Source organism: Pseudomonas sp. FP198, assembly GCF_030687895.1.
GTDB lineage: Bacteria > Pseudomonadota > Gammaproteobacteria > Pseudomonadales > Pseudomonadaceae > Aquipseudomonas.
On sequence record NZ_CP117452.1, the window covers coordinates 5,493,499 to 5,517,518 of the forward strand.

Sequence of the window (24,020 nt, forward strand, 5' to 3'; positions counted from 1 at the left end):
GAGCTTTTCGCCACAAAACCGCGACAACCGTGGCAAGGTGCTTGATGATAGCCAGCATCGCACCGCCAGACCCTGGCCAGGTGCCAAATAACAGCGAGCCCACTTAAGCAGAGGGCATTACCTCATGGATAGCAGAACCTTACGCAACCTCATGCGCATCGTGCAGACCGGCTCGTTGTCGGCTGCGGCGGAGCAGTCGTGCCTGACGGTGCAGGCATTGGCGGCACAATTGAACAAGGTCGAGGAACAATTCGGGTTTCGGTTGTTCCGCCGCTCGAACAAAGGCCTCGCATTGACCAGCCAAGGCTCGGAACTGACGCCCTTCATGGATCAGGTCCTGGCGGCCACCCGGCAACTGGAGGAAAAAGTCGCGGCGCTCAAGACGCCCCGGCGACGTACCCTCAAGGTAGCGCTCAACACGACGCTGCCGGCGGAATTCAATCGACGGATGATCGAACGCCTGATCGCCGTTTTTCCCCAGTATCAGTTGGAGTTCAGCTACGCCGAATCGATGGAGAACCTGAGCAAGCTCAAGAACGAGCATTTTGACCTGGCGATCCTGGTCGGACAGCCGAGCGGATTTACCAGCATCGCGATGCCGGATGTCCAGGTACGCGTGGTCGGCGCTCATTGTGGCGAGGAAGATGATTCCCTTGGCCTGCTGGGTGACCGGTTCCAGGTGCGTCCGGCAGAGGAATGTCCTTATTCGCGCAGTTTCCTGCGCTTCCTCGACGCCGGTCTCGGTGAATACGGGCCGAGCCAGCGAATGGTCTATTCCTGCAGCGAAACCCTGACGCTGTCGTTGATTACCCAGCTCGACGGTTTGGGCCTTGTCTCCCGGGACGCGGCGCTGCGCAACGGCCTGGCTATCTTCCCGGATTTCGAGGACTTCCTGGAGGTACGCCTGGCGGTAAACAACCCTGAGCTTTCGGACCAGGCGTTGCATGATGTGGTGGACCTGACGCTACAGGAACGAACCGAGCGCGATATACGCCGCCGTGCCCACCGCCACACTGAGAAACAGGTTGCGGCTGAAATACGCACATAGCAGGGTCGGAATCGCGGCGTAGAACTCTGGACGGTCGAGCTGTATCTGCTGGTCCTTGATCAGTAACGGCGTCAGGGTGATCGCAGCGACGATCGCCACCGGCAGGTATTCCAGTGCACGGGCAACGAAGGGTGGCCAGTTTTCGGTGTTGACCTGCAGCGGCAAGGCCCGGGGCAGGAAGGTCACGGCCATCATCAGGACCACAACCAGGATCAGGAACGTTTGGTCAGGCATACGCCCACCCCGCAGCCAAAAAACGTGGCAATGAATACGTTGAACGGCGAGCTGCCCAGCAGGCTCAGCGCGCCCATGCAGGCTACGGCCGCCAGAGCCGCGATCAGTTTGTTACGCGTGTTGCACAGCGAAACCAGAACATAGAGCATCATCGCGGTCAGGGCGTAATCGAGCTGATACTTGATCAGGTGCGCGGCGTATTGCGCACAGACAGCACCCAGCAAACCGCCCAGCACCCAGGACGTGTGGCAGAAGAGGTTGAAACCGATCAGGTAGCGCACGCTTACCGGCGCCCCGCTGCCGAGCTTGACGCTGTGGAAAGCGAACGACTCGTCGGTGAGCCCCGACGCGTAGCACCAGCGCTCGAAGCGGCTAAGCCCCAATGCTCGCAAAGCCTTGGCCATATAGACAGACATCAGCATGTGACGGGCATTGATCAGGAATGTCGTCAGCACGATGGTGGTCAAGGAGGCCCCGCTGGAAATCAACGCCAGCGCGGCGAATTGTGAAGCTCCCGCGTACACGAACAGGCACATCGCAACTGGCAGCCACAAGGGCAAGCCGGCGTTGACCGCCATCAGACCGAACACAAACGAAACCGTGAAATAACCCGCTACCACCGGACTGGCTTCAGCAAAGGTTCGCGAGGCTTGTGGTTCGACCGCCAGCGGCTGGCTGGAAGTCTTGTTCATAAATCCCTCTCGAAAGTGATTTCACCCCGGGGTTCGCAGAACCCCTGGGCCGCCCAGAAACGCTTGCCGGCCAGATTGGCATCGTCGACGAACAGGAACATGCGCAGCACGCCAACCCGCTTCATGTCGGCCGATGCCGCCTCCACCAGCCGCTGGCCCAGGCCTTGAGTGCGATGCCTTGGGCTGACGGCCAGGTGATTGATGGTGCCGCGAGTGCCAAGCATACCGCCGATGACCGCGCCGACGACGTCACCCGTCGCATCGAAGGCCAGGTAGGCAGTGGTGGTTTCCTGCAGCAACACCCCGCGCAGGAACCGGGCATCCTGCCATTCGCAGAACGACACTTCGGCAAAACCGCGAAAAAACTGCTCCAGTCGTTCGGCGTCCCTGACCATGGCCCGGCGCAGCAGGACCTGCTGCGCCGACTCATCCATGGGTTCGAGCTGTTCAGCGAACAATGTCGAAAGCGGTCCCGGGCCGCGAGAAAGAAATCGCCAGAATCTGCCTGAAGGCCATTTCGTGGCTATGGGTGTTGCGGGCAGGGGTCACGTAATGGCGCATGTCGCGATCAAGGAAGAACGTCGTGTCGAGGATGTCCTCGTAGGTGGTCGCCGCCAGTTGCTCTTCCTGGGGACTGTAGAGACGGCTTTCAGCGCCCGCCACATTGTTGCGGCCCCAGAAGTGCACGCCGCTGAACGGATACCCATCGCAATGGATGCCCTCGGGGGTGATTTCCAGTTGCTTGCCCGGCTTGATCTCGATGCGGATCTGGTGGATCTGGCACTGCCAGATCTCATCGTGCAATTCCTGCGGGAGGACGTTCTTGTACACCTCGAAGTCCGTGTCGATCAGGCTGCGCATGACCGGCGAATTGATCACTTCGTTGGAGAAATCCTGGAAGTGCCGCTCCAGCCCGCCGACATAGCTGTTGTTGGCCTTGGACTGGACGTAGGCCCGGTGCTCGAGTTGCTTGAGCTCACGGGTTGCGGGGTTGTATTCGAAATCGCTGTAACGACGAAAACGCATGCCAGACTCGGCCTGACCGTAATAACTGTCGGGCTCCATGTTTTCCCAGCTTTTGGTCAGCCGGACAAAGTCGCCGAAATGACCGTAGAGATTGAAGTCACCACCGCGGACGTTGACGTATTTGTCACGCCTTAGCGCTTCGCCCACTTCCCTGTTCAGAACGATCATTTTTATCAGGTCTCCACTGCAATGAGCGGACTAATCTATTAGGTGCAGGATTTCCGTCCATGAGAAAGTATTTGAGGCATTTCAAGCCGCGCTTGAAACGGTGCAAAAAATTTCATTAGTGCGACTTTTTGCCATGAAGATCACGTTCGAGAGGTCGTTTTTAAAGCGAGCGCTGGTGAAAACATTGCCGCTGCCCTGAATGCGCAAAAACCGACGCAGCACAACGCCATCTGTTAGGCATTTTTCTGTGAAAAACCCCGCCCAGCCCGTCTGAAGCATTCCTGGAAATCTCTGGACCCGCCGGTTCGCAGGCGTTCCCAGCTATCTGGCTCATTCCTTGATAGACGTGCGGCCCCGGGACAAATCCCGGTTCCGACACTACCTTTCGGCAAGGAGAGCCTCATGACGCCATCGGCGTTCACGCCCCTCGATCCCAGGACATGGCTGGCGCAACAGCCGTTGCAGGAAAACGAACACCTGTACCTGATCATCAGCGCGGCGAGCGAAGCCGATGCGTTGCAAGCCCTTCGCACTTCAGTTCCCGCTCATCCATTGCTGCCCATCTGGAGCGACACCCCCTACGCCGCCTGGCAAACGGTGATGCCCTATGTCACCAAGCTTGAGCCCGACTCAGCGTTCCTGACATGGATCGCTGGGAACGATGCCCTCGATTGGGGCTGGCTGGCCGTGTCCCACTGCGAACCCGGCGAGGTACTGGCGCATCTGCGCAGCTTGACCCAAGTGCGGATGCCGGACGGAAACCCGGTGTTCTTTCGGTTCTGGGATGGGCGGTTCATTTATCCGTTGCTTGAAAAGCTCGGCGCGGCGGCCGGGCAGGTGTTGCCGACGTTCGATCGATACCTGATGAACGGCAAGGCCTTACAGATCGGTCCAAGAAGAGTTCCGGCTGTCAGGGACTGGCCATGGTGGGACATACCGCAGGAGGTGCTCGACATGTTGCCGGACGAGAACCGGTCCATGCACGTCGACCGTCTGCTGCAATGGCTGGAAGAAGAGCATCCAGGTGTCCACGCCGCTTGGTCAGAAAACAATCTGAAGCAGAAAATTTCCCGTTTCGTCAGCCGGGTGGGTCTTTCGGAAAACCTGCGCGATGCGCTGCTCGAGGACCTTATCCTGGAACAAGGCTGATGCTGTCGAAAGGGTATGGGAAGAAAGCCGTCCTCTCGCCGGGAGACAACGGCATTCTTCATCAGGCGAGGCGCGTCCCGAACCCGGTCGAGACGCGTTTCAAACAGCGTGAATCATCAAAAAACGTTGATCGGATAATCCACAAACACCCGCAGCTCATTACCGCTGACGTTGTACTCACTGGATTTCTGCGACACGCGCAGGACCGAACTGCGCAAGCGTACGCTCAGGTCCTTGGCCGGGCCGCTCTGGACCACGTATTTGAACTGGTTGAAGATCTCGCGTTCGGTGCCGCCTTCGCTGGTGGAGGTGGTGATGTTGTCGCCCCGCACATAGGCCACGTTGTAGGTCAGGCCCGGTACACCGAAGGTGGTGAAGTCCAGGCCGTAGCCCAGCTGCCAACTGCGTTCGTCTTCGGCGTTGAAGTCGGACCAGTAGGAGTTCGCCAGATAGATGGTGTTGCCACCGTCGCCGACACGATTCTGATCACGTTGATAGCCGCCGTAGGCGTAGCCCAGGTTGCTGTCGCCGGTGCTGCGCTGGTGGGCGAGCGTGAAGCTGTGCGGGCCGGTGGCGAAAGTTGCCGCCAGGCTCCAGATTTTGTTGTCGTCACCAGTGACGCCGTTTTCGCGAACATAGCTGTCGTCCAGCTTGGTGCGATAGCCGTTGAAGTCCAGGGTCAGGGACTGGTCCTTGGCCAACGGGAACACGTAGTTGGCGTTCACGTATTGCTTCTTCAATACGTCTTCGACATCGGATGCGTAGAGCGAAGCCTTGAATTGCTCGGTGAACTGGTAGCTACCGCCCAATACGTTGATCGATTTCAAGCCACCACTGTCACGGCCTTCAGCGCTTTTACGGGACTCGGCGGTGAAACGGCCGGCGTTCAGTTCGAGCCCTTTGATCTCTTTGGAGGTGATCAGCGTGCCGGTGTAGCTTTCTGGCAGCAGGCGCGAATTGTCGTAGTTCAACACCGGCAGGGCCGGCATCTGGTCGCCGTAGGCCAGCACCGTGTTGGAGACACGGAATTTCACCGCGGCGCCGAATTTGGAGAGGTCATCGGCCGCGTTGCCGCTGTCGCCTTTCTTGAAGAAATCGATGCCTTGTGCACCGGTGCGCCCCTTGCCGCCGTCCAGACGCAGTGCATACAAGCCGAACGCATCCACGCCTACGCCCACGGTGCCTTGGGTGAAGCCGGACGAGAATGTACCGATGGCGGCCTGGCCCCATTCGGCCTTGTCCTTGTTGCCGTCCTTGTAGTCGCGGTTGATGTAGGCGTTGCGCAACAGGACTTTCAGGCTGCTGTCTTCGACGAACCCCTTGGACTCGGACTGATCGCTGGCCATGGCGTGGGTTGTGCTCAAAATCCCCAGTGCTAGCAAAGTAAAGCGTTTGTTCAACATGATTATTTTCCTTGTACGGGTTGATACGCACCGTAACCGGCAACCGAAATGGCGCTTTTTGCGCTCTTTTTCAGACTCTTGCTCCTGGAAATAATGAAAAGGCCCGGCCACGGAATGAGCGTGTCGGGCCTTTTTATTATTTAAGAGTCATGGCTGTTGGCCACAGGCGTGGGCGAATCCTAGTCGCGCCCTGAAGTCCGTGTCAATTTCGTGAATCTTCGGTAATCAGGCGAAAAAGCTATAAGAACACCACAGTACTAAAAGCCATCCAGGCCACAACTGCTGCTGAATCAGGGCGTGCTTCGGCAGACCCCCATAAAAAAGCGCCAGCCTTTCGGCCAGCGCTTTTTATCAATCCTTCGAATTCTATCCCTGCATGACATCCCACAACGCTTCCAGCTCCGCCTCGCTGAACAGGCCAACGGGGTAGCGCTCGATGATCATCCGGCGCGGATCAGGTTCTCTGATCTGACGCGTTCCATTGGACTTCAACCACTGCGCCAACGCTTGAAGCGACTCACCATTTACGGCCAAGGGATGGCATGTGCGCTCGCTTATCATATTCATTCCAGCGCCCTCTCCTGGTTGATGAGCGGCCAATTTATCCAAGGTTTATGACAAAACAACGCAGCTCCACTCCCCGAGACTGCAAGGATGCCGATACAAGAGCTATGCCAAGGTAATCGGCTCGCCGACGAACCGCGCACAAAAAAGCCCGCGCCCCAATGGGGACGCGGGCTTGCCAGGATGGATCCAAAAGCACCGGTGTAGAGCCGCTGCGATTGATGTCACCGGGCTGTTACATCCCCACTCATTTTGTGTGCGCGGCAGGTTGCTGTTGGGTAAGGCAATGGATATTTCCGCCCCCCAGTAACAGCTCTCGCCCAGGCACCATGACGACTTCATGCTGGGGAAACAGGTCCTGCAGGATTTGCCTGGCCGTGCTGTCCAGCGGATCGTCGAAACTCGGGGCGATGATGCCGCCATTGACGATCAGGAAGTTCACATAAGAGCCGGCCAGACGCTCGCCAGGTTTGCGCTCCTGTGAACCTTGCACCACGTCCACGCCGGCGCATTCTTCTTCGGTGGCATACAGCGGCCCGGGAATCGGCATTTTATGCACCGTGAACGAGCGGCCCTTGGCGTCGGTGCTGTTTTGCAGCACATCCATCGCCGCGTGGCAGCGGGCATAGTTCGGGTCCTGCGGGTCGTCGGTCCAGGCCAGCAGCACTTCACCAGGGCGTACGTAGCAGCAGAAGTTATCCACATGGCCGTCGGTTTCGTCATTGAACAGGCCATCGGGCAGCCAGATGATCTTGTCCACCGCCAATTGGGCACTGAGCACCGCCTCGATTTCCTGGCGGTTCAGGTGCGGGTTGCGATTGTGGTTGAGCAGGCATTCCTCGGTGGTGATCAAAGTGCCTTCGCCATCGACATGAATCGAACCACCTTCGAGGACGAAGCCCTCGGTGCGGTAGCGCGGGCTGCGCTCGATTTCGAGAATCTTGCCGGCCACCAGCGAATCCCGGTTCCATGGGGAATACAGCCCACCCTCGAAGCCGCCCCAGGAATTGAAGTCCCAATCGACACCGCGCACTTCGCCGTTGTCGTTGATCACGAACGTCGGGCCTGTGTCCCGGACCCAGGCGTCGTCGCTGGACATTTCCACCAAGCGGATATTCGGCACGTCGAGTCGCGCCCGGGCGTTTTCGTATTGGGCGGCGGACACCGCCACGGTGACCGGCTCGAAACGGGCGATGGCCTTGGCTACCGCCACGTGGGCGGCCTGTGCGGGCTTGCCGCCAAGGCGCCAGTTATCCGGGCGCTCGGGCCAGATCATCCAGACCTGGGTCTGGGGTGCCCACTCGGCAGGCATGTAAAAACCGTCCGCGCGCGGAGTGCTGTACAAAGTTGTCATGATTCAGGACTCCAGTGAGCCGTCGAGGGTTTTGATCGCGCCGTACAGGTTCGGGCGCCGATCACGGAAAGTGCCCCAGGCACTGCGAATGTGTTCCAGTTCGTCGAGGTCGAAGCTGTGTACCAGCACGCCTTCTTCGGTCCCGTTCAATTCCTGGACTTTTTCACCGAACTGATTGGCGATGAACGAGGAGCCGTAGAACGTGATGTCATAGCCATCCTGCTCTTCGTTGCCGATGCGATTGCTGGCGACCAGCGGCATCAGGTTGGCGCCGGCATGGCCCTGTTGTACACGCTGCCAATGACCGCGCGATGAAATGGTCTTGTCGTGCGGTTCGCTGCCGATGGCGGTCGGGTAAAACAGAATTTCCGCACCTTGCAACGCCATGCTACGGGCGCACTCCGGAAACCACTGGTCCCAGCAGATGCCTACGCCGATTTTCGCATAGCGGGTGTTCCACACCTTGAAGCCGGTATCGCCAGGGTTGAAATAATACTTTTCATGGTAGCCGGGACCGTCCGGGATGTGGCTCTTGCGGTAGATGCCCAGGTTGCGACCGTCGGCGTCGATGATCGCAATGCTGTTGAAACGCGCACGCCCGGCCCGTTCAAAAAAACTGATCGGCAGCACGACCTGCAGTTCTTCGGCAATTTTCTGGAAGTGCTTGATGGCCACGTTTTCGTCAACCGGAGTCGCCAACTGTAAATAATCCGGGTTCGGCTTCTGGCAGAAGTACGGCGTCTCGAACAATTCCTGGATGAGGATGACCTGCGCGCCTTGTGCAGCGGCCTGGCGGACCAGCTTTTCAGCGGTCTCGATGTTCGCTTCGAGATCCCAGGAACAGGCCATTTGCGTGGCGGCTACGGTAACGATACGGCTCATGAATCATCTCCTGGGCGATGGACAGTAGCGCCTTTATAGCCGATAAAAATCGGTATTTGAAGCATGAAAACCCATAAATCTGTTAATCAGCCGTTAAAACATCGACAAAAATCGAATTAACCTCCAATAAACCTGTGGGAGCGAGCCTGCTCGCGAAAGGGCCGGAACATTCAACATTGATGTTGATTGATCCACCGCTTTCGCGAGCAGGCTCGCTCCCACAGGGGGACACCGTTAGGCATGCCAGGGAGACTACAACCCCTCCTCCAGCGCTTTCGCCAGCATGTCGACGAAGAAGTCCACGCTCTGGCGACTGGTGACCATCGGTGGCTTGATCTTGAGGATGTTCAAGTAATCACCAGTCGGCTGCATGAAGATGCCCAATTCCCGCAAGCGATTGCACAGCGCGGTGGTTTCCTCGGTGGCCGGTTCGAGGGTGTCGCGATTGCGGATCAGCTCCACGCCCAGGTAGAACCCGGAGCCATGCACCGCGCCGACCAATGGATACTGGTCGATCAGCGCTTCCAGGCGGGCCTTGAAATGGCCGCCAACGACCCGGGCGTTTTCCCACAGGTTTTCTTCCTCCATGACGTCCAGCACGGCCATGCCGATCTGGCAACTGACCGGACTGCCGCCGGCGGAAGAGAAAAAATATCCCTCGGCTTCCAGCGCCTCGGCGATTTCCCGGCGGGTGATGACGGCTCCCAGCGGCTGGCCGTTGCCCATGCCCTTGGCCATGGTGATGATGTCCGGCACCACGCCTTGCTCCTCGAAGCCCCAGAAAAACTCGCCCATGCGCCCGTAGCCGACTTGCACCTCGTCGGCGATACAGACACCACCGCGCTCGCGCACCAAGGCGTAGACCTGTTTCAGGTACCCCGGTGGCAGCGCGATGCCGCCGGCATTGCCATATACCGGCTCGCAGATGAAGCCGGCGAGCTGACGTTTCTGTTCGGCGATTTTTGCCAGGTTGTGCTCGACGCTGCGCACGTAGTCCGGCGCACTTTCGACACCGCGGAATTCACCACGATAGGTGTTCGGCGCCGTCACCGGGTGCACCCAGTCCGGACGGCTGCTGAGGGCCTGGGGATTGTCGGCGATGGACGTCGAGACCGCATCGGCCGCCACCGACCAGCCGTGATAGGCCTCCAGCACGCTGAGCATGTCGCGCCCGCCGCTGTAGGCCCAGGCCAGGCGGATCGCCAGGTCGTTGGCTTCGGTGCCGCTGTTGACCAGGAACACCCGGTCCATGTTCGACGGCGCCAGCGCCAGCAGGCGTTCGGAAAATTCGGCGATCGCCGCGTAGTGGAAACGCGAGTTGGTATTAAGCAGCGACCACTGCCTGGCCGCGACCGCCGCCATGCGCGGATGACCATGGCCCAGCACTGCGACATTGTTGAGCATGTCGAGGTACGAGCGGCCCTGCATGTCGATCAGGTGGTTGCGCCAGCCACGCTCGATGCGCGGCGGGTCGACGTAGTAGTGCTTCTGCGAGCGGGCAAAACTGGCATCGCGACGGGCCAGCAGCGCCTGCGGATCGATTTCCGGCTCGGCATCGCAAGCCAGCCCCAACAGCACCGCAGGTGATGGGCAGAGCGCTTGCCAGGCCTGCGCCCGGGACGGTGTGCAGAACAATGGCGGGGCCAGATGCGCGCCCCGGCACAGCTGGACCAGCAATGGCCCAGCCACCTCGCCCACTACCTGCCCCTTTGCCAGCGCGGCCCCGGGTTGCAGCGACGAGGAAACGCCCCACAAACGCACGCTCAGTTTCGGGCCATCGAGCCGCAGCAAGCCGTCAGCATCGCTGTGCAACACCCCGGCGAAGGGTGACTCCAGCGGCGTACCGTGAGGAATGTGCAGTTCGACATGGAGCGGATAAGTATCGGGCTCTTCGGCACTGTCCGGCCGGGTGCGGGACAACCGATACTGCCCGTAACGGCTGGCCGCCAATCCATGCACGGCGGCGGCTTCGCTCAGCAGGCGCTGATCGATCCCCGGCTGCTCCCAATTGCCCGCCTCGAAATGCGGGCTGAGCACACCCAGGTCGATAAGGGCGAAGTCACGCCCCACCAAAGTCGGCAACAGCGGCGCGAAACCCTCGTTGGCAAGGGGCGGCAGGCTATGGCCCACGGCGGCCAGGATCGCCGCTTCCATCAACTCAAGCGGCACGGAATGGGCGACGTCGAAGATTTCCCATTCATGCTTGAGGTTGTCGCGGGCATATTGATTATCCGGATCGACAGCGACTTGTTGCTCACCGCTGAGTACCAGCACAGCGGCGCGGGCCACGATCAACGGCCAAAGCGCCTGGAGCTCTTCGCGCTGCAATGGATTGACCGCGTGATAGGCCTTGATCGCCGGCAGGATGAAAAACGGATCTGCATCGGCATGATGCAACAGCGCCGCGCAGGTGACCGACAGATCGGTGACACGCCAGGTGCGAATCAGGTCGCCGAAATCGATGACGCCCTGCAGTTGCCATTGGCGCTGCGCATCGCGTTGCCAGACCACGTTGTCATCGGTGATGTCCATGTGGATCGCCTGCATCGGCAGGCTCGCCTTGAGCGGCTGCAAGCGCTGTTCGGCCTGCTGTGCGACCTCGGCGATCAACTGGCGCCGTTGGTCATCGTCGATGACAGGCAACAGGTGTTCGATCAAGGCTGGCGCGTGGCGCGCGTCCCATTGCAGGGTTCGCTCCAGGCCCGGGTGGTCGAACGTGGCCAGGGCCAGGTCCATGTCGGCGCACAGGCGGCCCAGCCCAGTCACCAGGTCAGGCGTGAGGTGCTTGAGCTGAGTGAGGGACTGGCCGTCGATGTATTCCAGCAGGCGCATGTGTATCGCTTGGCCGTCGACTTCAAGGGTCAGCAGATCCTGGCCATTGGCGGCCTCGATCACCCGTGGCACCTTCACCGCTCCATGCCCGGCCAACTGCTTGAGGGCGGCATGTTGGGCCTGGAGTTCCTGGACGGCGTAGTCGCCGTGGCAGATTTTCAGCACGAACCGCCCGCGTTCGCTGTCGACGCGGTAGTTGAGGTCCTGATGACTGCCAAGGGGTCGCAGGTCACCGCTGAGTCCGTAATTCGAGCGCAGCAGTACCAGTGCCTGTTCGGCGCTGATCTGTGGGCTTGGCAAACTGGCACGGTGAACCAACGTGGCGAGTGGCATACAACGACCCCTGAGGTGGTTTTGTCTGGATGCCTATCTCGCCACCGAGTCGATGGATAAGCAACCCCCTCTTCGACTCGGGGCTCGCGCAGCTCGCTGCTTTGGGCAAGAATGGGCATCCTTGCTTCTGCCATCTCATGGAGACACCCAATGAATGTAATCGCCACCGACCTGCCCGGTGTCCTGATCATCGAACCCAAGGTATTTGGTGACGAGCGCGGTTTTTTTTATGAAAGCTTCAACGCCAAGGCATTCAGGGACGCGACCGGCATCGACACTCAATTCGTGCAGGACAATCATTCCCGCTCGCAGAAAGGCGTATTGCGTGGCCTGCATTATCAATTGCAGAACACCCAGGGCAAACTCGTACGTGTCACCGCCGGTGAAGTGCTCGATGTGGCCGTGGACATCCGCCGCAGTTCGCCGAATTTCGGCAAATGGGTTGCGGTACGCCTCAGCGCCGACAATCACCGTCAACTCTGGGTGCCACCAGGGTTCGCCCACGGCTTTGTGGTCCTGAGTGAATTCGCGGAATTCCTCTACAAGACCACCAACTACTACGACCCGACATCCGAACGCAGCCTGCTGTGGAACGACCCTGCGCTAGACATCGACTGGCAGTTGGGGGATATCCAGCCGCAACTGTCCGGCAAGGACCTGGCGGCTTCGACCCTGGAGCATGCCGACGTCTTCGCCTGATCGAAGACGCTGGCGTGCGTCCTAGGCATAATGCGCCTGTCCCCACAGGCGCATCATGCTCATGAATTCCACTCTCCCCCGCAGACCCCGTTGGCGCAGCCTGGCACTGCTGGCCCTGTGCCTGGCGCCTTTGCTGTGGCCGCTGGAGCACCTGGCGGAGCGTTACTACCGCAGCGAGCTGGCCGGGCAGAATCGCCAGACGCTCGATCTCTACGTCGCCAACCTGTTGGGCACCCTGCACCGCTATGAAGTGCTGCCGCAGATTCTTGGCGAGCTGCCGCCCCTGCGCGCAGTCCTGTCGGCGCCAGATGATGGCGTTACCCAGGGCAATGCCAATCGATTGCTGAAGAACATCAGCGCTCAGACTGGTGCTGAAGTCATGTACTTGATGGACGCCACTGGCAAGACCCTGGCGGCATCGAACTGGGACAAGCACGACAGTTTCGTCGGGCGCAATTTTGCTTTCCGCCCGTACTACATCGAAGCCATGGCCGGGCGTCTTGGCCGCTTCTTCGGCCTGGGCACCACGTCGGGCAAGCGCGGTTATTTCTTCGCCGCCGCCGTACGTGATCGCGAAAAAGTCATTGGCGTACTGGTGGTCAAGGTCGACCTGGACCACACCGAAAGCCTGTGGGGCAAGACCCCTGAGCAATTGCTGGTGACCGACCATAATGGCGTGGTCATTCTGACTTCACGCCAGGAATGGCGGTTTCGCGCAACCCGCCCTTTGAGCGCCGAAGAGAGCAAGGCAATCAGTGCGGTCCAACCCTACCCGACCCGCGATCCGAAGCCGCTTCATCTGGACGCCAATGCCTGGCTGCCCCAGACCCAGGTCATCGAAGAGACTGGCTGGAACGTGAGCATCCTGGCCCCGCGAACGCTGATCGATCGTCCGGTGCGCACGGTGGTGGTCATTGGTGGCGCGGCGTTGCTGGTCTTGATGTTGCTGCTCGGGTTGATGATGCAGCGCCGGCGCCATTACCTGGAACGGATCGCCTTCGAAGCCAAGGCCCGGCATGAGCTGGAAGGTCGGGTGGCGGAACGCACCAGTGACCTGGAAGGCCTCAACCGGCGCCTGCGCCAGGAAGTGCTGGAGCGCGAGCAGGCCCAGCAGGAGCTGGTCCGCGCCCAGGACGACCTGGTGCAGGCCGGCAAGCTGTCGGCCCTTGGCACCATGTCGGCGAGCATCAGCCATGAACTCAACCAGCCGCTGGCGGCCATTCGAAGCTACGCGGAAAACGCCGGAATCCTGCTCGACCATCAGCGCACCGACGACGCCCGGGGCAATCTCAAGCTGATCAGCGAACTGACCGGGCGCATGGCCTCGATCATCGCCCATTTGCGCGCTTTTGCCCGCCGCGACCGTCACGCGCCGGAAAGCGTCGCCCTGCAACCGGCGCTGGACGATGCCTTGGCGCTGCTCGCCAAACGTCGGCGCAGCATGGAAGTGGAACTGATCCGTGACCTGCCGGCCGCCACCTTGTGGGTCGAGGCCGGCGAAACACGCTTGCGCCAGGTGCTGGGCAACCTGCTGGCAAACGCTCTTGATGCCCTGACCGAAAAGGGCCCGCCGCGCAGACTCTGGCTCAGTGCCCAGGCAACGGAAACCGGCGTCAACCTGTACATACGCGATAACGGCCCGGGGTTCTGCATGGAAGCCCTGGGCCGGGCCGGCGAGCCTTTTTATACCACCAAGACCCGCACCCAGGGCCTTGGCCTGGGGCTGGCGATTTGCGACACCCTGATGCGCGCCTTCGGCGGCGAGCTGTTGTTCGCCAATCACAAGGAAGGTGGCGCCCTGATTACCCTGAAGCTGCGCGCGGGCGCGCCCGGGGTGAGCCTGCAACCGTCCGAGGACCGTAGTGTATGACCATCGATAACCAGATTGAGGTGGTGCTGATCGACGACGATCCCCACCTGCGTCAGGCCTTGAGCCAGACCCTCGACCTGGCCGGCCTGAAGATCCTGCCCCTGGGCGAGGCCAATGGCCTGGCGGGGCAATTGCCGCGAGACTGGCCCGGCGTGGTTGTCAGCGACATTCGCATGCCCGGCATGGACGGCCTTGAACTGCTGAACCAGCTGCACGCCCAGGATCCGGAGCTGCCGGTCCTGTTGATCACCGGCCACGGCGATGTTCCGCTGGCGGTCCAGGCAATGCGCGCCGGGGCCTATGACTTTCTGGAGAAGCCCTTCGCCAGCGATCATCTGCTCGACAGCGTTCGCCGAGCCCTGGCCTTGCGTCGCCTGGTTCTGGACAACCGCAGCCTGCGCCTGGCCCTTAGTGACCGGCATGAACTCAGCGCCCGCCTGGTTGGCCAATCGACGCCCATGCTGCGCTTGCGCGAGCAGATCGGCGCCTTGGCGGCGACCCGCGCGGACGTGTTGATCCTCGGTGAAACCGGGGCCGGCAAGGAAGTGGTCGCTCGCGCACTGCACGACCTCTCAAGCCGGCGCAACGGGCCGTTCGTGGCGATCAACGCCGGCGCCCTGGCTGAGTCAGTGGTGGAAAGCGAACTGTTCGGCCACGAGCCCGGCGCCTTCACCGGCGCGCAAAAACGCCGTATCGGCAAGTTCGAATTCGCCAATGGGGGCACATTGTTCCTCGATGAAATCGAAAGCATGAGCCTGGACGTCCAGGTCAAACTGCTGCGCCTGCTGCAAGAGCGCGTAGTGGAACGGCTGGGGGGCAACCAACAGATCCCGCTGGATATCCGCGTCATCGCCGCCACCAAGGAAGACCTGCGCCAGGCCGCCGATCAGGGCCGTTTTCGCGCCGACCTGTATTACCGCCTGAACGTCGCGCCGCTGCGTATTCCGCCGTTGCGCGAACGCGGCGAAGATGTGCTGATGCTGTTCCAGCACTTTGCCAACGAAGCCAGCACCCGCCATGGCCTGCCGCCGCACGAACTACAGCCGCCCCATCGGGCGCTGCTGTTGCGCCACAGCTGGCCGGGTAACGTGCGCGAATTGCAGAACGCCGCCGAACGTTTTGCCCTGGGCCTGGAACTGGCGCTGGACAACAGCGCGCCGGACAGCGGCCTCGCTGCGGTGGATGTGGTCAGCGGCGGCCTGAGCGAGCAGGTGGAGAACTTTGAAAAAGCCCTGATCGCTGCCGAACTGGCCCGCTCCCACAGCTCCGTACGCAGCCTCGCCGAAGCCTTGGGCATTCCGCGCAAGACGCTGCACGACAAGTTGCGCAAACACGGGCTGAACTTCGGCGACAGCAGCCATGGCCCGACCGAAGAGTCGGATTGAGCTCCACCCTTTCACTTTCAGCCAAGAGGGTCTGCATGAACCGCGACAGCCGCTACCTGGAAACGATCCTGCACCGGGATATCCCGCTGACGCAGGACATGGGCCTGAAGGTGCTCGGCTGGCAAGCCCGGCAGCTACGCTTATTCCTGCCGATCGCAGCCAACGTCAACCACAAGAGCACCATGTTCGGCGGCAGCCTGTATTGCGGCGCCGTGCTCGGTGGCTGGGGCTGGCTGCACCTGGCGCTGCGCGAGGAAGGCATAGAAGACGGGCACATCGTGATCCAGGAAGGGCAGATCAGTTATCCGCTACCGGTTACCCGCGACGCGACCGTCATCTGTGAGGCGCCCGATGAAAAGACCTGGACGCGTTTCCTGGCCACTTATCGTCGCTACGGACGGGCAAGGCTGGCCTTGCAGACGCACGTGGTGAATGTGGACAACGAGGACGTGGCGGTGCAGTTTGAAGGGCAGTACGTGCTGCATCGCTGATTGGCGCATAGACCCGTGGCGAGGGAGCTTGCTCCCGCTCGGCTGCGCAGCAGACGCTTTGGGGCCGCTTCGCCCGAAGCGTCGGACCGGCCCAGCGGGAGCAAGCTCCCTCGCCACAAAAGCTCCTGGCTAAAAGATCAGATTTTAAGAACGAGCCAGCTCCAGCAACTTCCCACGCCACGGCGCTTTCGCCGGAAGCGCCAGGAAAGACGTATTCAACAACGACTCCCGTGCCGGATAGCAGAACGGCTGGCCCTGCAGGTCGAGTACCTCGCCACCCGCGCCCTCCAGCACGCCCTGGGCAGCGGCGGTGTCCCACTGCGACGTCGGCGCCAGACGCGGGTAGCAATCCGCCGCACCTTCGGCCACCAGGCAGAACTTCAGCGAACTGCCGATACTGGTCAATTGCAGCGCCCCCAGGCTTTCGCTCAAACCGGCCAACAGGCGTTCCTGCTCCGGGCTGGTATGACGGCGGCTCGCGACCACCGTAAAGGTTTCACCGGGCGCCAGCACGTTACGCACCGCGATGGCCGCAGGCTCGGCATCCCTGTCGCCGCGCCAGGCACCCAGGCCCGCACCGCCGGCATAATAACGACCGTTGGTGGGCATCGACACCACACCAAACACCACTCGTCCGTCCTCGATCAGGGCGATATTGACGGTAAATTCCTCACTGCCGGAAATGAATTCCTTGGTGCCGTCCAGCGGATCCACCAGCCACCAGCGCTGCCAGCCGGCGCGGACGCTTTGCGCAATATCGGCATCCTCTTCGGAAAGGATCGGGATATCCGGCGCCAGGGCTTTGAGCCCGGCCACGATCACATGGTGAGCTGCCATGTCCGCGGCCGTCACCGGCGATTCGTCGGCCTTGCGCACGACCTCCACATCGGCCCGCCAGAAGGGCAGGATCGCGTCGCCAGCCGTGAGCGCGAGCTCGATAACCGGGGCCATCAGGGGATGCGGAAAATTCATGGCAGGTAGGCTCCGCGCTGAGTCAGCAGATCGCGGGCCAGGTACAGCGCCGCCAACGCCCGGCCCTCGGTGAATTGAGGGTTCTGCGCCAGGGCCGACAGCTCGCCCAGGTTGACCTTGTCCACACGCATCGGCTCGGGCTCGTCGCCTTCCAGACGCTCTTCGTACAGATCGGTCGCAAGCACCACCTGGATCTTCTGACTCATGTAGCCGGGAGACAATGACAACTCGGTCAGGTGTTCCAGTTGACGGGCGCCAAAACCGGCTTCCTCCTTGAGCTCGCGCTCGGCCGCCGCCAGCACATCTTCACCCGGCTCGATCAGGCCCTTGGGCAGGGACCATTCGTAGGCCTCGGTACCGCCGCAATACTCTTCCACCAGCACCGCATGGTCGGCGTCGAGCATCGCCACGATCATCACCGCACCGTAACCTGCGCCCTTGCCCGCCAGGCGTTCGTAGGTGCGTTCCACACCGTTGGAAAAACGCAGTTTCAGTTCTTCCACGCAAAACAGGCGGCTGGTGGCGACGATCCGTCGGTCGAGTATGGTGGGTGTCTGGCGCATAAACGGCTCCCTGGGCGATAGCAGGCTACTATACCCGGCCTATCCTGATTGTTTGCGTCGGATATCTGATTACCGCTGGAGAAGTTTTTATGGCGTTGTTGCCCTGGCACGAGATCGATACGGTTCTGCTGGACATGGACGGCACCCTGCTGGACCTGCATTACGACAATCACTTCTGGCTGGAGCACCTGCCCCAGCGCTATGCCGAACTGCATGGCGTCAGCCGGGCCATGGCGGAGATGGAACTGCAGCCGCTGTTCGAGCGCAACGCCGGCCAGTTGCAGTGGTACTGCCTGGATTTCTGGAGTGCCGAGCTGAAGCTGCCGGTGCGCGAACTGAAGCTGGAAACCGCCCACCTGATCGCCCTGCGCCCGGACGCCGATACGTTTCTGGCAGCCATCCAGCAAGCCGGCAAACGGGTCGTGATGATCACCAACGCCCACCGCGACTCGTTGTCCCTGAAGCTGGAACGCATCGAACTGGCTCCGTATTTCGAGCGTTTGATCAGCTCCCACGACTACGGTTTTCCCAAGGAAAGCCCGCAATTCTGGGACGCCCTGCAAGCCGACCTGGACTTCGACCCGGCCCGCAGCCTGTTCATCGACGATACCCTGCCGGTATTGCGCAGCGCCCGGGATTTTGGCATCGCACATTTACTGGCGGTCAGCGAGCCGGACAGTCGCAAGGGGCCGAAGGATACGGGGGAGTTCGATGCCGTCAGAGATTATCGGGATTTGATTGCCGGGCTTTGAACCGCACAGTCCTCATCGCGAGCAGGCTCGCTCCCACCTTGGCTCGCGGCGAACCGGTAATCTCTGTGGGAGCGAGCCTGCTCGCGATAAAGACACCGCCGGGCTCAAATCCTATTCAGGGATACGCAGTGACTGCCCTGGGTAGATCTTGTCCGGGTGCTTGAGCATCGGTTTGTTGGCTTCGAAAATCTTGTTGTACTTGTTCGGGTCGCCATAAACCCGCTTGGAAATGGCGCTCAAGGTGTCGCCTTCTTCCACGGTGACGAATTTGGCCTGCGTCGCGACCGGGCCGGTCACGGTGATCTGGTCATCGACACCGCTGATACCGGCCACGTTGCCCAGCGCCAGGAGAATCTTTTCCTTCTCTTCCTGAGTTGCGGCTTCACCCGTGGCGATGACTTTCTCACCTTCGACCTTGACCTGAATTTTTGAAGTATCGATCCCTGTCAGGGCCTCCTGTACATGCTTGGTCAACGCTTCGCTGTTGGCTTCGGCCTTGTCGGGCGTCAGCGCATCGAGGATTTTTTCACCGGCATCTTTCAAGAAACTGAAAAGGCTCATCGTATTCACTCCATGGGTTCAGGTGTCCAGACGCAAAAGACTAGACCAAGCCAACCGACCCCGTTTCCCAGCCGACCAATGACCTCGCCACCGTCAAGGCGCTAGAATCCGAATCTTCCCGCGCCCAGGAGCGAAGATGGACATCAAGCAGCTGAAATTTCTTATCGCGCTCGAAGAAACCCGCCACTTCGGCCAGGCTGCCGCCCGCTGTCACATCACCCAGCCCACCTTGTCGATGCGCCTGCGCAGCCTGGAGGAGGAGCTGGGTTTGCCACTGGTCAATCGCGGCCAGCGCTTCGAGGGTTTTACCGCACCGGGTGAGCGAGTGCTGGCCTGGGCGCGCACGGTGTTGGCGGCCTACGATGGACTACAGGCCGAAGCGGCGGCCTGTCGTGGCAACCTGGTGGGCACGCTGCGCCTGGGCGTGGTTCCACTGTCGGATTTCGACCCGCTGGCGATGATGCAGCGCCTGCACACCGACCATCCCAGCCTGCGTTTCGAATTGTCATCCCTGAGCTCTGAACGCATTCTCGAACAATTGGCAAACAACCGGATCGACCTGGGCATTTCCTACCTGGAACGTCTGGACAACGAGCGTTTCGAAGCCCTGCCCTTCGCCCATACCCGCATGGGCCTGCTATACGACCAACGTTTTTTCTTTTTTGGCGAAGAACCGCTGAGCTGGGAAGCGCTGGTGGAGCTACCCCTGGGCATGCTCACCAGCGGCATGCATTTTCGCCAATCCATCGATCATCACTTCCACAGTCGGGGGCTGACCCCCCAACCGCTGCTGCAAACCGACGCGGTGCACCAATTGTTACAAGCTGTGCACGGCGGACTGTGTTGCGCCGTGGTACCGCTGGAAAGCGGGCTGAAGCTCACCGAAGACCTGCGAATCCAGCCCATCGACAGCGCCCAGACGCTGGTCCCGCTGGGGCTGATCATGCGGCGCGGTGCCCCACGCTCGGCATTGGCAGAGGCCTGTTTTGCCCTTTATCAGCAATCAGTAACCATTCCTTGATCGACGTCATCTATTGAAGGATCAGTAATAGCGATTAGACGTGGCAGATTGCCGCATTTAGTCTTAGGACTATTCCTACTCTCAGTGATGCCCATGAACGACAAGCCTCCGGTCTGTCCTGCGCCTGCCTTGGAAGCCTCCAAGCCAGCCGCCAGCCAGAGCTATCGCTACTGCAACCTGGACCACTCGCAATCGGACAGCGCCGCGCTGGCCGAGGAAGTGGCGTTGGCGATTGCCTATAACGGCATCAGCCAAGCGGTAATGTTGGTCACGCCCACTGACCTGGAAGATTTTATCGTCGGCTTCAGCCTCGGCAGCGGCATCATCGAAGACCCGGCGGATATCTATGACCTGCAACTGAGCGGGGCCGGTTCCGCGCAATATGCCCAGGTCACCATTGCCAACCGCGCCTTCTGGAACCTCAAGCAACAACGTCGGCAACTGGCCGGCACCAGCGGTTGCGGGCTGTGCGGGGTGGAGGCGGTGGAACAGGCGCTGCCCAACCTCAAGATGCTGCCGGGCGCACCGCTGCCACCGGCGCAATGGCTCGACGGCCTGCGCCAGCGCATCGGCCAGTTCCAACCCCTGGGCCAGCACTGCGGCGCGGTACACGCGGCGCTGTTCATGAATGACCAGGGTGAACTGCTGCTGGGCCGCGAAGACATTGGTCGCCACAACGCCCTCGACAAATTGATCGGTGCGCTGATCCGGCAGCAGATCCCGATAGCCGGAGGCCTGGCGATCGTCACCAGCCGTTGCAGCCTCGAATTGATTCAAAAAGTATTGCGTGCGGGCATCCAGACGCTGGTCAGCCTGTCGTCGCCTACGGGCCTCGCCGTGCAGTGGGCTCGCCAACACAACCTCAACCTCATCCACCTGCCGCAAAAAAGTGCGCCGCGGGTCTACAGCCCTGCGATGGAGAATCAAGCGTGAGCAATCATCAACAAGCCAACCAGAAACCCACACCGCGCTACAAGCCTTACAAGGGCCCGGCCGGTGGTTGGGGCGCGCTGATCAGCGTCGCCCAGGCCTGGCTGACCAGCGATAACGCGCTGAAAAACATCCGCATGATGCTCAAGACCAACCAGAACGGCGGTTTCGACTGCCCTGGCTGCGCCTGGGGTGACTCGCCGGAAAGCGGCATGGTCAAGTTCTGCGAGAACGGCGCCAAGGCGGTGAACTGGGAAGCGACCAAGCGTCGTGTCGACGCGGCTTTCTTCGCCAAGCACAGCGTGACCTCGTTGCTGGAGCAGAGCGACTACTGGCTCGAATACCAGGGCCGCCTGACGGAGCCGATGAGCTACGACGCGCAAACCGACCGCTACAAGCCCATCAGTTGGGAAGCCGCGTTCGCGATGATCGGCAAGCACCTGCAAGGGCTTTCCAGCCCGAGCCAGGCCGAGTTCTACACCTCGGGCCGCGCGAGCAATGAAGCGGCTTATTTGTACCAGCTGTTCGTGCGCGCCTATGGCACCAACAATTTCCCCGACTGCTCGAACATGTGCCATGAGGCCAGCGGCGTGGCCCTGTCCCAAAGTGTCGGGGTGGGCAAAGGCACGGTAACCTTTGACGACTTCGAGCATGCCGACGCGATTTTCGTCTGGGGCCAGAACCCCGGCACCAACCATCCGCGGATGCTCGAACCGCTGCGCGAAGCCGTGAAGCGCGGCGCCCAGGTGGTGTGTATCAACCCGCTGAAAGAGCGTGGCCTGGAGCGCTTCCAGCATCCGCAACACCCGCTGGAAATGCTCACCAACGGCGACAAACCCACCAACACCGCGTATTTCCGCCCAGCCCTGGGCGGCGACATGGCCGTGCTGCGGGGCATGGCGAAGTTCCTGCTGCAATGGGAACGTGACGCACAGAACAACGGCGCCCCTGCGGTATTCGATCACGCGTTCCTCAACGAGCACAGCGCCAACGTCCTGGATTACCTGGCGGTGGTCGACGACACCCCGTGGGAACAGATCGCCGAGCAATCCGGGTTGACGCTCGCCGAAATCGAACAAGCGGCGCGCATGTACGCCAAGGCCAAGAACGTGATCATGTGCTGGGCGATGGGTATCACCCAACACCGTCATTCGGTGGCGACGATCCAGGAAATCGCCAACCTGATGATGCTGCGCGGCAACATTGGCAAGCCAGGCGCAGGCCTGTGCCCGGTGCGCGGCCACAGCAACGTGCAGGGCGACCGGACCATGGGAATCAACGAGCGCCCGCCCGTTGCATTCCTCGACGCTCTGGAACGGCGTTTTCAGTTCAAGGTGCCGCGTGAAAACGGCCACAACGTGGTCGAGGCGATCCACGCCATGGCCGAGGGTCGGGCCAAGGTGTTCATCGCTCTGGGCGGCAACTTCGCCCAGGCTACGCCAGACAGCCACCGGACCTTCGAGGCCCTGGGCAATTGCGACCTGACGGTACAGATCAGCACCAAGCTCAACCGCAGCCACCTGGCCCATGGCAAGGAAGCGTTGATCCTGCCATGCCTGGGCCGGACTGACATTGACCTGCAAGCCGATGGCCCGCAGGCGGTGACGGTGGAAGACTCCTTCAGCATGGTCCACGCCTCGAACGGCCAATTGCAGCCACTGTCTGACCAGATGCGCTCCGAGCCGTGGATCATTGCCGGCATCGCCGCCGCCACCCTGGGCAGCCGCCCGGTGGATTGGAACTGGCTGGTGGCCGATTACAGCCGCATCCGCGACCTGATCGCCGAGACCATCCCAGGCTTCAAGGATTTCAACGAAAAACTCAAGAACCCCGGCGGCTTCTACCTGGGTAACAGCGCAGGGGCACGTCGCTGGAATACGCCTTCAGGCCGCGCCAACTTCAAGCCCAACCTGTTGCCGACCGACCTGATCCACGAACGCACCCGGGCTACAGGCCAGTTGCCGGACCTGATCCTGCAATCCATGCGCTCGCATGACCAGTACAACACCACGATCTATGGCCTCGATGATCGCTATCGTGGCGTGAAGGGCCAACGTGACGTGTTGTTCGTCAACGAAGCGGACATCATCCGCCTGGGCTTCAAGCCAGGGCAGAAGGCAGACATCGTCTCGCTCTGGGATGATGGCCGCGAGCGCCGGGTCAAGGGCTTTACCCTGCTGGCCTTTGATATCCCGGCCGGACAGGCTGCCGCCTACTACCCTGAAGTGAACCCGCTGGTGCCGCTGGAAAGTACCGGCGACGGCAGCCACACCCCGACCTCGAAGTTCGTGGCTATCCGCCTGGAAGCCGCAAGCGAGAACGGGTTGATCATGGCCAAGTCGGCCTGAAGCAATTCCGAGGGGCGCTTCTGGCCCCTCGGGCACTTTTCCAACGGGCACAAAAAAGGCCGTTTTTCAAAAAAAACGGCCTGTCCGAAGTAGCTAAAGACCGGCGAAATAACGTTAAGTTCCGCCCAAAAAACAGCAACTTAGAGAATTGTGCACAAGTCGTGTTACTCGTCGGATTTCGATTGTAACCAAGCGAAGCCAGCCTCAGGATCGCGCCGTCATCCCTTTGAGGCTCCTCTATGAAGTTCTCCTCCATTCTCTTGTTGTCCCTTGGCCTGATCAGTGGCGTCGCATCTGCCGGCGGTACCGCCGAAGCAGGTGTAGGCGGCGCATTGGGCGGGGTTTTGGGTTCGGTCGTCGGCCAGTCCCTGGGCGGCAACACCGGTTCCACTATCGGCGCGGCCCTGGGCGGCGCAGGTGGCAGTGCGGTCGGTGCCGATAAACGCAGCCGCGGCGAAGCGGCTATCGGCGGCGCACTGGGCGCAGCCGGCGGCAACGTGGTTGGCCGCAGCGTGGGCGGCAGCACGGGTAGCCTGATCGGTGCCGCAGCGGGCGGTGGCGCCGGTGGCGCACTGGGTAACTACATGGGCAAGGACGACGATGACGACCGTTATGAAGGTCGCCGTGGTGATCGCCGCTACTACCGTGACGGCCATCCGGGTCGCGGCCATGCCTACGGCCATCGCAAGCATAAGCACAAACATCGCTATCACGATGATTGACGGCTGGCTTGATCCAGACCG

General features: G+C 61.1%; 24 protein-coding genes. 11 read left to right on the forward strand and 13 right to left on the reverse strand.

The features are described 5' to 3' along the window. The first annotated feature begins 124 nt into the window (after positions 1–124). Positions 125–1,048, forward strand: coding sequence for a LysR family transcriptional regulator (locus tag PSH78_RS24955; protein WP_305497499.1), 924 nt, complete (start codon positions 125–127; stop codon positions 1,046–1,048). Here the strand turns inward: PSH78_RS24955 and PSH78_RS24960 are convergent. The 5 genes from PSH78_RS24960 to PSH78_RS24980 all read right to left on the reverse strand — a co-directional run bounded on the left by PSH78_RS24960 (position 965) and on the right by PSH78_RS24980 (position 3,447). Further along, positions 965–1,282: an AzlD domain-containing protein gene (locus PSH78_RS24960; RefSeq protein ID WP_305497500.1), complete on the reverse strand. Its 318-nt coding sequence runs from the start codon at positions 1,280–1,282 to the stop codon at positions 965–967. The two genes, PSH78_RS24955 and PSH78_RS24960, sit on opposite strands and share 84 nt — an antisense overlap. Then, positions 1,261–1,974: an AzlC family ABC transporter permease gene (locus PSH78_RS24965; RefSeq protein WP_305497501.1), complete on the reverse strand. Its 714-nt coding sequence runs from the start codon at positions 1,972–1,974 to the stop codon at positions 1,261–1,263. The genes PSH78_RS24960 and PSH78_RS24965 overlap by 22 nt, the downstream gene beginning before the upstream one ends. Then, positions 1,971–2,408 carry a GNAT family N-acetyltransferase gene (locus tag PSH78_RS24970; protein ID WP_305501392.1) on the reverse strand — a complete coding sequence of 146 codons (438 nt, stop codon included), beginning with the start codon at positions 2,406–2,408 and terminating at the stop codon, positions 1,971–1,973. The genes PSH78_RS24965 and PSH78_RS24970 overlap by 4 nt, the downstream gene beginning before the upstream one ends. 13 nt (positions 2,409–2,421) lie before the next feature. Then, entirely contained in the window at positions 2,422–3,168 is a 747-nt protein-coding gene (locus tag PSH78_RS24975) for a 2OG-Fe dioxygenase family protein (RefSeq protein ID WP_305497502.1), read from the reverse strand. Between the two features lie 81 nt (positions 3,169–3,249). After that, entirely contained in the window at positions 3,250–3,447 is a 198-nt protein-coding gene (locus tag PSH78_RS24980) for a hypothetical protein (RefSeq protein ID WP_305497503.1), read from the reverse strand. Positions 3,448–3,570: 123 nt separating this feature from the next. Here PSH78_RS24980 and PSH78_RS24985 point away from each other — a divergent pair, with 123 nt between their 5' ends. After that, the gene (locus tag PSH78_RS24985; protein WP_305497504.1) at positions 3,571–4,317 is read left to right on the forward strand and encodes a DUF4123 domain-containing protein; all 747 of its coding nucleotides are present in this window, start codon (positions 3,571–3,573) and stop codon (positions 4,315–4,317) included. Between the two features lie 116 nt (positions 4,318–4,433). On the opposite strand, the gene PSH78_RS24990 is transcribed toward PSH78_RS24985, so the two are convergent. The 5 genes from PSH78_RS24990 to PSH78_RS25010 all read right to left on the reverse strand — a co-directional run bounded on the left by PSH78_RS24990 (position 4,434) and on the right by PSH78_RS25010 (position 11,685). Further along, positions 4,434–5,720: an OprD family porin gene (locus tag PSH78_RS24990; RefSeq protein WP_305497505.1), complete on the reverse strand. Its 1,287-nt coding sequence runs from the start codon at positions 5,718–5,720 to the stop codon at positions 4,434–4,436. Between the two features lie 366 nt (positions 5,721–6,086). Continuing rightward, positions 6,087–6,287, reverse strand: a complete 201-nt coding sequence (locus PSH78_RS24995) for a hypothetical protein (protein ID WP_305497506.1) — start codon at positions 6,285–6,287, stop codon at positions 6,087–6,089. Between the two features lie 244 nt (positions 6,288–6,531). Next, on the reverse strand, positions 6,532–7,638 hold the full coding sequence (gene aguA / locus PSH78_RS25000) for an agmatine deiminase (RefSeq protein WP_305497507.1): 1,107 nt from the start codon (positions 7,636–7,638) through the stop codon (positions 6,532–6,534). A gap of 3 nt (positions 7,639–7,641) precedes the next feature. Continuing rightward, positions 7,642–8,520 carry an N-carbamoylputrescine amidase gene (gene aguB, locus PSH78_RS25005; RefSeq protein WP_305497508.1) on the reverse strand — a complete coding sequence of 293 codons (879 nt, stop codon included), beginning with the start codon at positions 8,518–8,520 and terminating at the stop codon, positions 7,642–7,644. Between the two features lie 252 nt (positions 8,521–8,772). Next, entirely contained in the window at positions 8,773–11,685 is a 2,913-nt protein-coding gene (locus PSH78_RS25010; RefSeq protein ID WP_305497509.1) for an aminotransferase, read from the reverse strand. 150 nt (positions 11,686–11,835) lie between these two features. Between PSH78_RS25010 and rfbC the strand changes: the two genes are divergently transcribed. The 4 genes from rfbC to PSH78_RS25030 all read left to right on the forward strand — a co-directional run bounded on the left by rfbC (position 11,836) and on the right by PSH78_RS25030 (position 16,130). Beyond that, positions 11,836–12,384: a dTDP-4-dehydrorhamnose 3,5-epimerase gene (rfbC, locus tag PSH78_RS25015; RefSeq protein ID WP_305497510.1), complete on the forward strand. Its 549-nt coding sequence runs from the start codon at positions 11,836–11,838 to the stop codon at positions 12,382–12,384. Positions 12,385–12,445: 61 nt separating this feature from the next. Beyond that, positions 12,446–14,254, forward strand: coding sequence for an ATP-binding protein (locus PSH78_RS25020; protein WP_305497511.1), 1,809 nt, complete (start codon positions 12,446–12,448; stop codon positions 14,252–14,254). Then, positions 14,251–15,639 carry a sigma-54 dependent transcriptional regulator gene (locus PSH78_RS25025; RefSeq protein ID WP_305497512.1) on the forward strand — a complete coding sequence of 463 codons (1,389 nt, stop codon included), beginning with the start codon at positions 14,251–14,253 and terminating at the stop codon, positions 15,637–15,639. The genes PSH78_RS25020 and PSH78_RS25025 overlap by 4 nt, the downstream gene beginning before the upstream one ends. A 35-nt stretch (positions 15,640–15,674) precedes the next feature. Continuing rightward, positions 15,675–16,130: a YiiD C-terminal domain-containing protein gene (locus tag PSH78_RS25030; protein ID WP_305497513.1), complete on the forward strand. Its 456-nt coding sequence runs from the start codon at positions 15,675–15,677 to the stop codon at positions 16,128–16,130. 144 nt (positions 16,131–16,274) lie between these two features. Here PSH78_RS25030 and cysQ read toward each other — a convergent pair whose 3' ends face one another. Next, entirely contained in the window at positions 16,275–17,102 is an 828-nt protein-coding gene (gene cysQ / locus PSH78_RS25035; protein ID WP_305497514.1) for a 3'(2'),5'-bisphosphate nucleotidase CysQ, read from the reverse strand. Continuing rightward, the gene (gene nudE, locus PSH78_RS25040; protein ID WP_305497515.1) at positions 17,099–17,665 is read right to left on the reverse strand and encodes an ADP compounds hydrolase NudE; all 567 of its coding nucleotides are present in this window, start codon (positions 17,663–17,665) and stop codon (positions 17,099–17,101) included. Before nudE ends, cysQ begins: the two co-directional genes overlap by 4 nt. 89 nt (positions 17,666–17,754) lie before the next feature. On the opposite strand from nudE, the gene yrfG reads away from it, so the two are divergent. Further along, entirely contained in the window at positions 17,755–18,417 is a 663-nt protein-coding gene (yrfG, locus tag PSH78_RS25045; RefSeq protein WP_305497516.1) for a GMP/IMP nucleotidase, read from the forward strand. Between the two features lie 111 nt (positions 18,418–18,528). Here the strand turns inward: yrfG and lysM are convergent, their stop codons facing one another. Next, positions 18,529–18,978 (reverse strand): peptidoglycan-binding protein LysM, encoded by a 450-nt coding sequence (gene lysM, locus PSH78_RS25050; RefSeq protein ID WP_305497517.1) that lies wholly within the window; start codon positions 18,976–18,978, stop codon positions 18,529–18,531. Positions 18,979–19,114: 136 nt separating this feature from the next. Between lysM and PSH78_RS25055 the strand changes: the two genes are divergently transcribed. The 4 genes from PSH78_RS25055 (at position 19,115) to PSH78_RS25070 (ending at position 23,999) form a co-directional block, all read left to right on the forward strand. Beyond that, on the forward strand, positions 19,115–19,999 hold the full coding sequence (locus PSH78_RS25055; protein WP_305497518.1) for a LysR family transcriptional regulator: 885 nt from the start codon (positions 19,115–19,117) through the stop codon (positions 19,997–19,999). 93 nt (positions 20,000–20,092) lie between these two features. Beyond that, entirely contained in the window at positions 20,093–20,932 is an 840-nt protein-coding gene (gene fdhD / locus PSH78_RS25060; protein ID WP_305497519.1) for a formate dehydrogenase accessory sulfurtransferase FdhD, read from the forward strand. After that, positions 20,929–23,277 carry an FdhF/YdeP family oxidoreductase gene (locus tag PSH78_RS25065; RefSeq protein ID WP_305497520.1) on the forward strand — a complete coding sequence of 783 codons (2,349 nt, stop codon included), beginning with the start codon at positions 20,929–20,931 and terminating at the stop codon, positions 23,275–23,277. Before fdhD ends, PSH78_RS25065 begins: the two co-directional genes overlap by 4 nt. Before the next feature lie 239 nt (positions 23,278–23,516). Then, positions 23,517–23,999: a glycine zipper domain-containing protein gene (locus PSH78_RS25070; RefSeq protein WP_305497521.1), complete on the forward strand. Its 483-nt coding sequence runs from the start codon at positions 23,517–23,519 to the stop codon at positions 23,997–23,999. Positions 24,000–24,020 lie beyond the last annotated feature (21 nt).

Bases quoted from the DNA above. Each gene is read 5' to 3' on its own strand.
- PSH78_RS25070 (WP_305497521.1), top strand. From the start codon at position 23,517: ATGAAGTTCTCCTCCATTCTCTTGTTGTCCCTTGGCCTGATCAGTGGC.
- PSH78_RS24990 (WP_305497505.1), bottom strand. From the start codon at position 5,720: ATGTTGAACAAACGCTTTACTTTGCTAGCACTGGGGATTTTGAGCACA.
- PSH78_RS24955 (WP_305497499.1), top strand. From the start codon at position 125: ATGGATAGCAGAACCTTACGCAACCTCATGCGCATCGTGCAGACCGGC.
- rfbC (WP_305497510.1), top strand. From the start codon at position 11,836: ATGAATGTAATCGCCACCGACCTGCCCGGTGTCCTGATCATCGAACCC.
- PSH78_RS24965 (WP_305497501.1), bottom strand. From the start codon at position 1,974: ATGAACAAGACTTCCAGCCAGCCGCTGGCGGTCGAACCACAAGCCTCG.
- PSH78_RS24985 (WP_305497504.1), top strand. From the start codon at position 3,571: ATGACGCCATCGGCGTTCACGCCCCTCGATCCCAGGACATGGCTGGCG.
- PSH78_RS25030 (WP_305497513.1), top strand. From the start codon at position 15,675: ATGAACCGCGACAGCCGCTACCTGGAAACGATCCTGCACCGGGATATC.
- fdhD (WP_305497519.1), top strand. From the start codon at position 20,093: ATGAACGACAAGCCTCCGGTCTGTCCTGCGCCTGCCTTGGAAGCCTCC.
- PSH78_RS24980 (WP_305497503.1), bottom strand. From the start codon at position 3,447: ATGCTTCAGACGGGCTGGGCGGGGTTTTTCACAGAAAAATGCCTAACA.
- nudE (WP_305497515.1), bottom strand. From the start codon at position 17,665: ATGCGCCAGACACCCACCATACTCGACCGACGGATCGTCGCCACCAGC.
- PSH78_RS24975 (WP_305497502.1), bottom strand. From the start codon at position 3,168: ATGATCGTTCTGAACAGGGAAGTGGGCGAAGCGCTAAGGCGTGACAAA.
- PSH78_RS25010 (WP_305497509.1), bottom strand. From the start codon at position 11,685: ATGCCACTCGCCACGTTGGTTCACCGTGCCAGTTTGCCAAGCCCACAG.
- lysM (WP_305497517.1), bottom strand. From the start codon at position 18,978: ATGAGCCTTTTCAGTTTCTTGAAAGATGCCGGTGAAAAAATCCTCGAT.
- PSH78_RS25020 (WP_305497511.1), top strand. From the start codon at position 12,446: ATGAATTCCACTCTCCCCCGCAGACCCCGTTGGCGCAGCCTGGCACTG.
- cysQ (WP_305497514.1), bottom strand. From the start codon at position 17,102: ATGAATTTTCCGCATCCCCTGATGGCCCCGGTTATCGAGCTCGCGCTC.
- yrfG (WP_305497516.1), top strand. From the start codon at position 17,755: ATGGCGTTGTTGCCCTGGCACGAGATCGATACGGTTCTGCTGGACATG.
- aguA (WP_305497507.1), bottom strand. From the start codon at position 7,638: ATGACAACTTTGTACAGCACTCCGCGCGCGGACGGTTTTTACATGCCT.
- aguB (WP_305497508.1), bottom strand. From the start codon at position 8,520: ATGAGCCGTATCGTTACCGTAGCCGCCACGCAAATGGCCTGTTCCTGG.
- PSH78_RS25055 (WP_305497518.1), top strand. From the start codon at position 19,115: ATGGACATCAAGCAGCTGAAATTTCTTATCGCGCTCGAAGAAACCCGC.
- PSH78_RS24960 (WP_305497500.1), bottom strand. From the start codon at position 1,282: ATGCCTGACCAAACGTTCCTGATCCTGGTTGTGGTCCTGATGATGGCC.
- PSH78_RS25025 (WP_305497512.1), top strand. From the start codon at position 14,251: ATGACCATCGATAACCAGATTGAGGTGGTGCTGATCGACGACGATCCC.
- PSH78_RS24970 (WP_305501392.1), bottom strand. From the start codon at position 2,408: ATGGATGAGTCGGCGCAGCAGGTCCTGCTGCGCCGGGCCATGGTCAGG.
- PSH78_RS24995 (WP_305497506.1), bottom strand. From the start codon at position 6,287: ATGAATATGATAAGCGAGCGCACATGCCATCCCTTGGCCGTAAATGGT.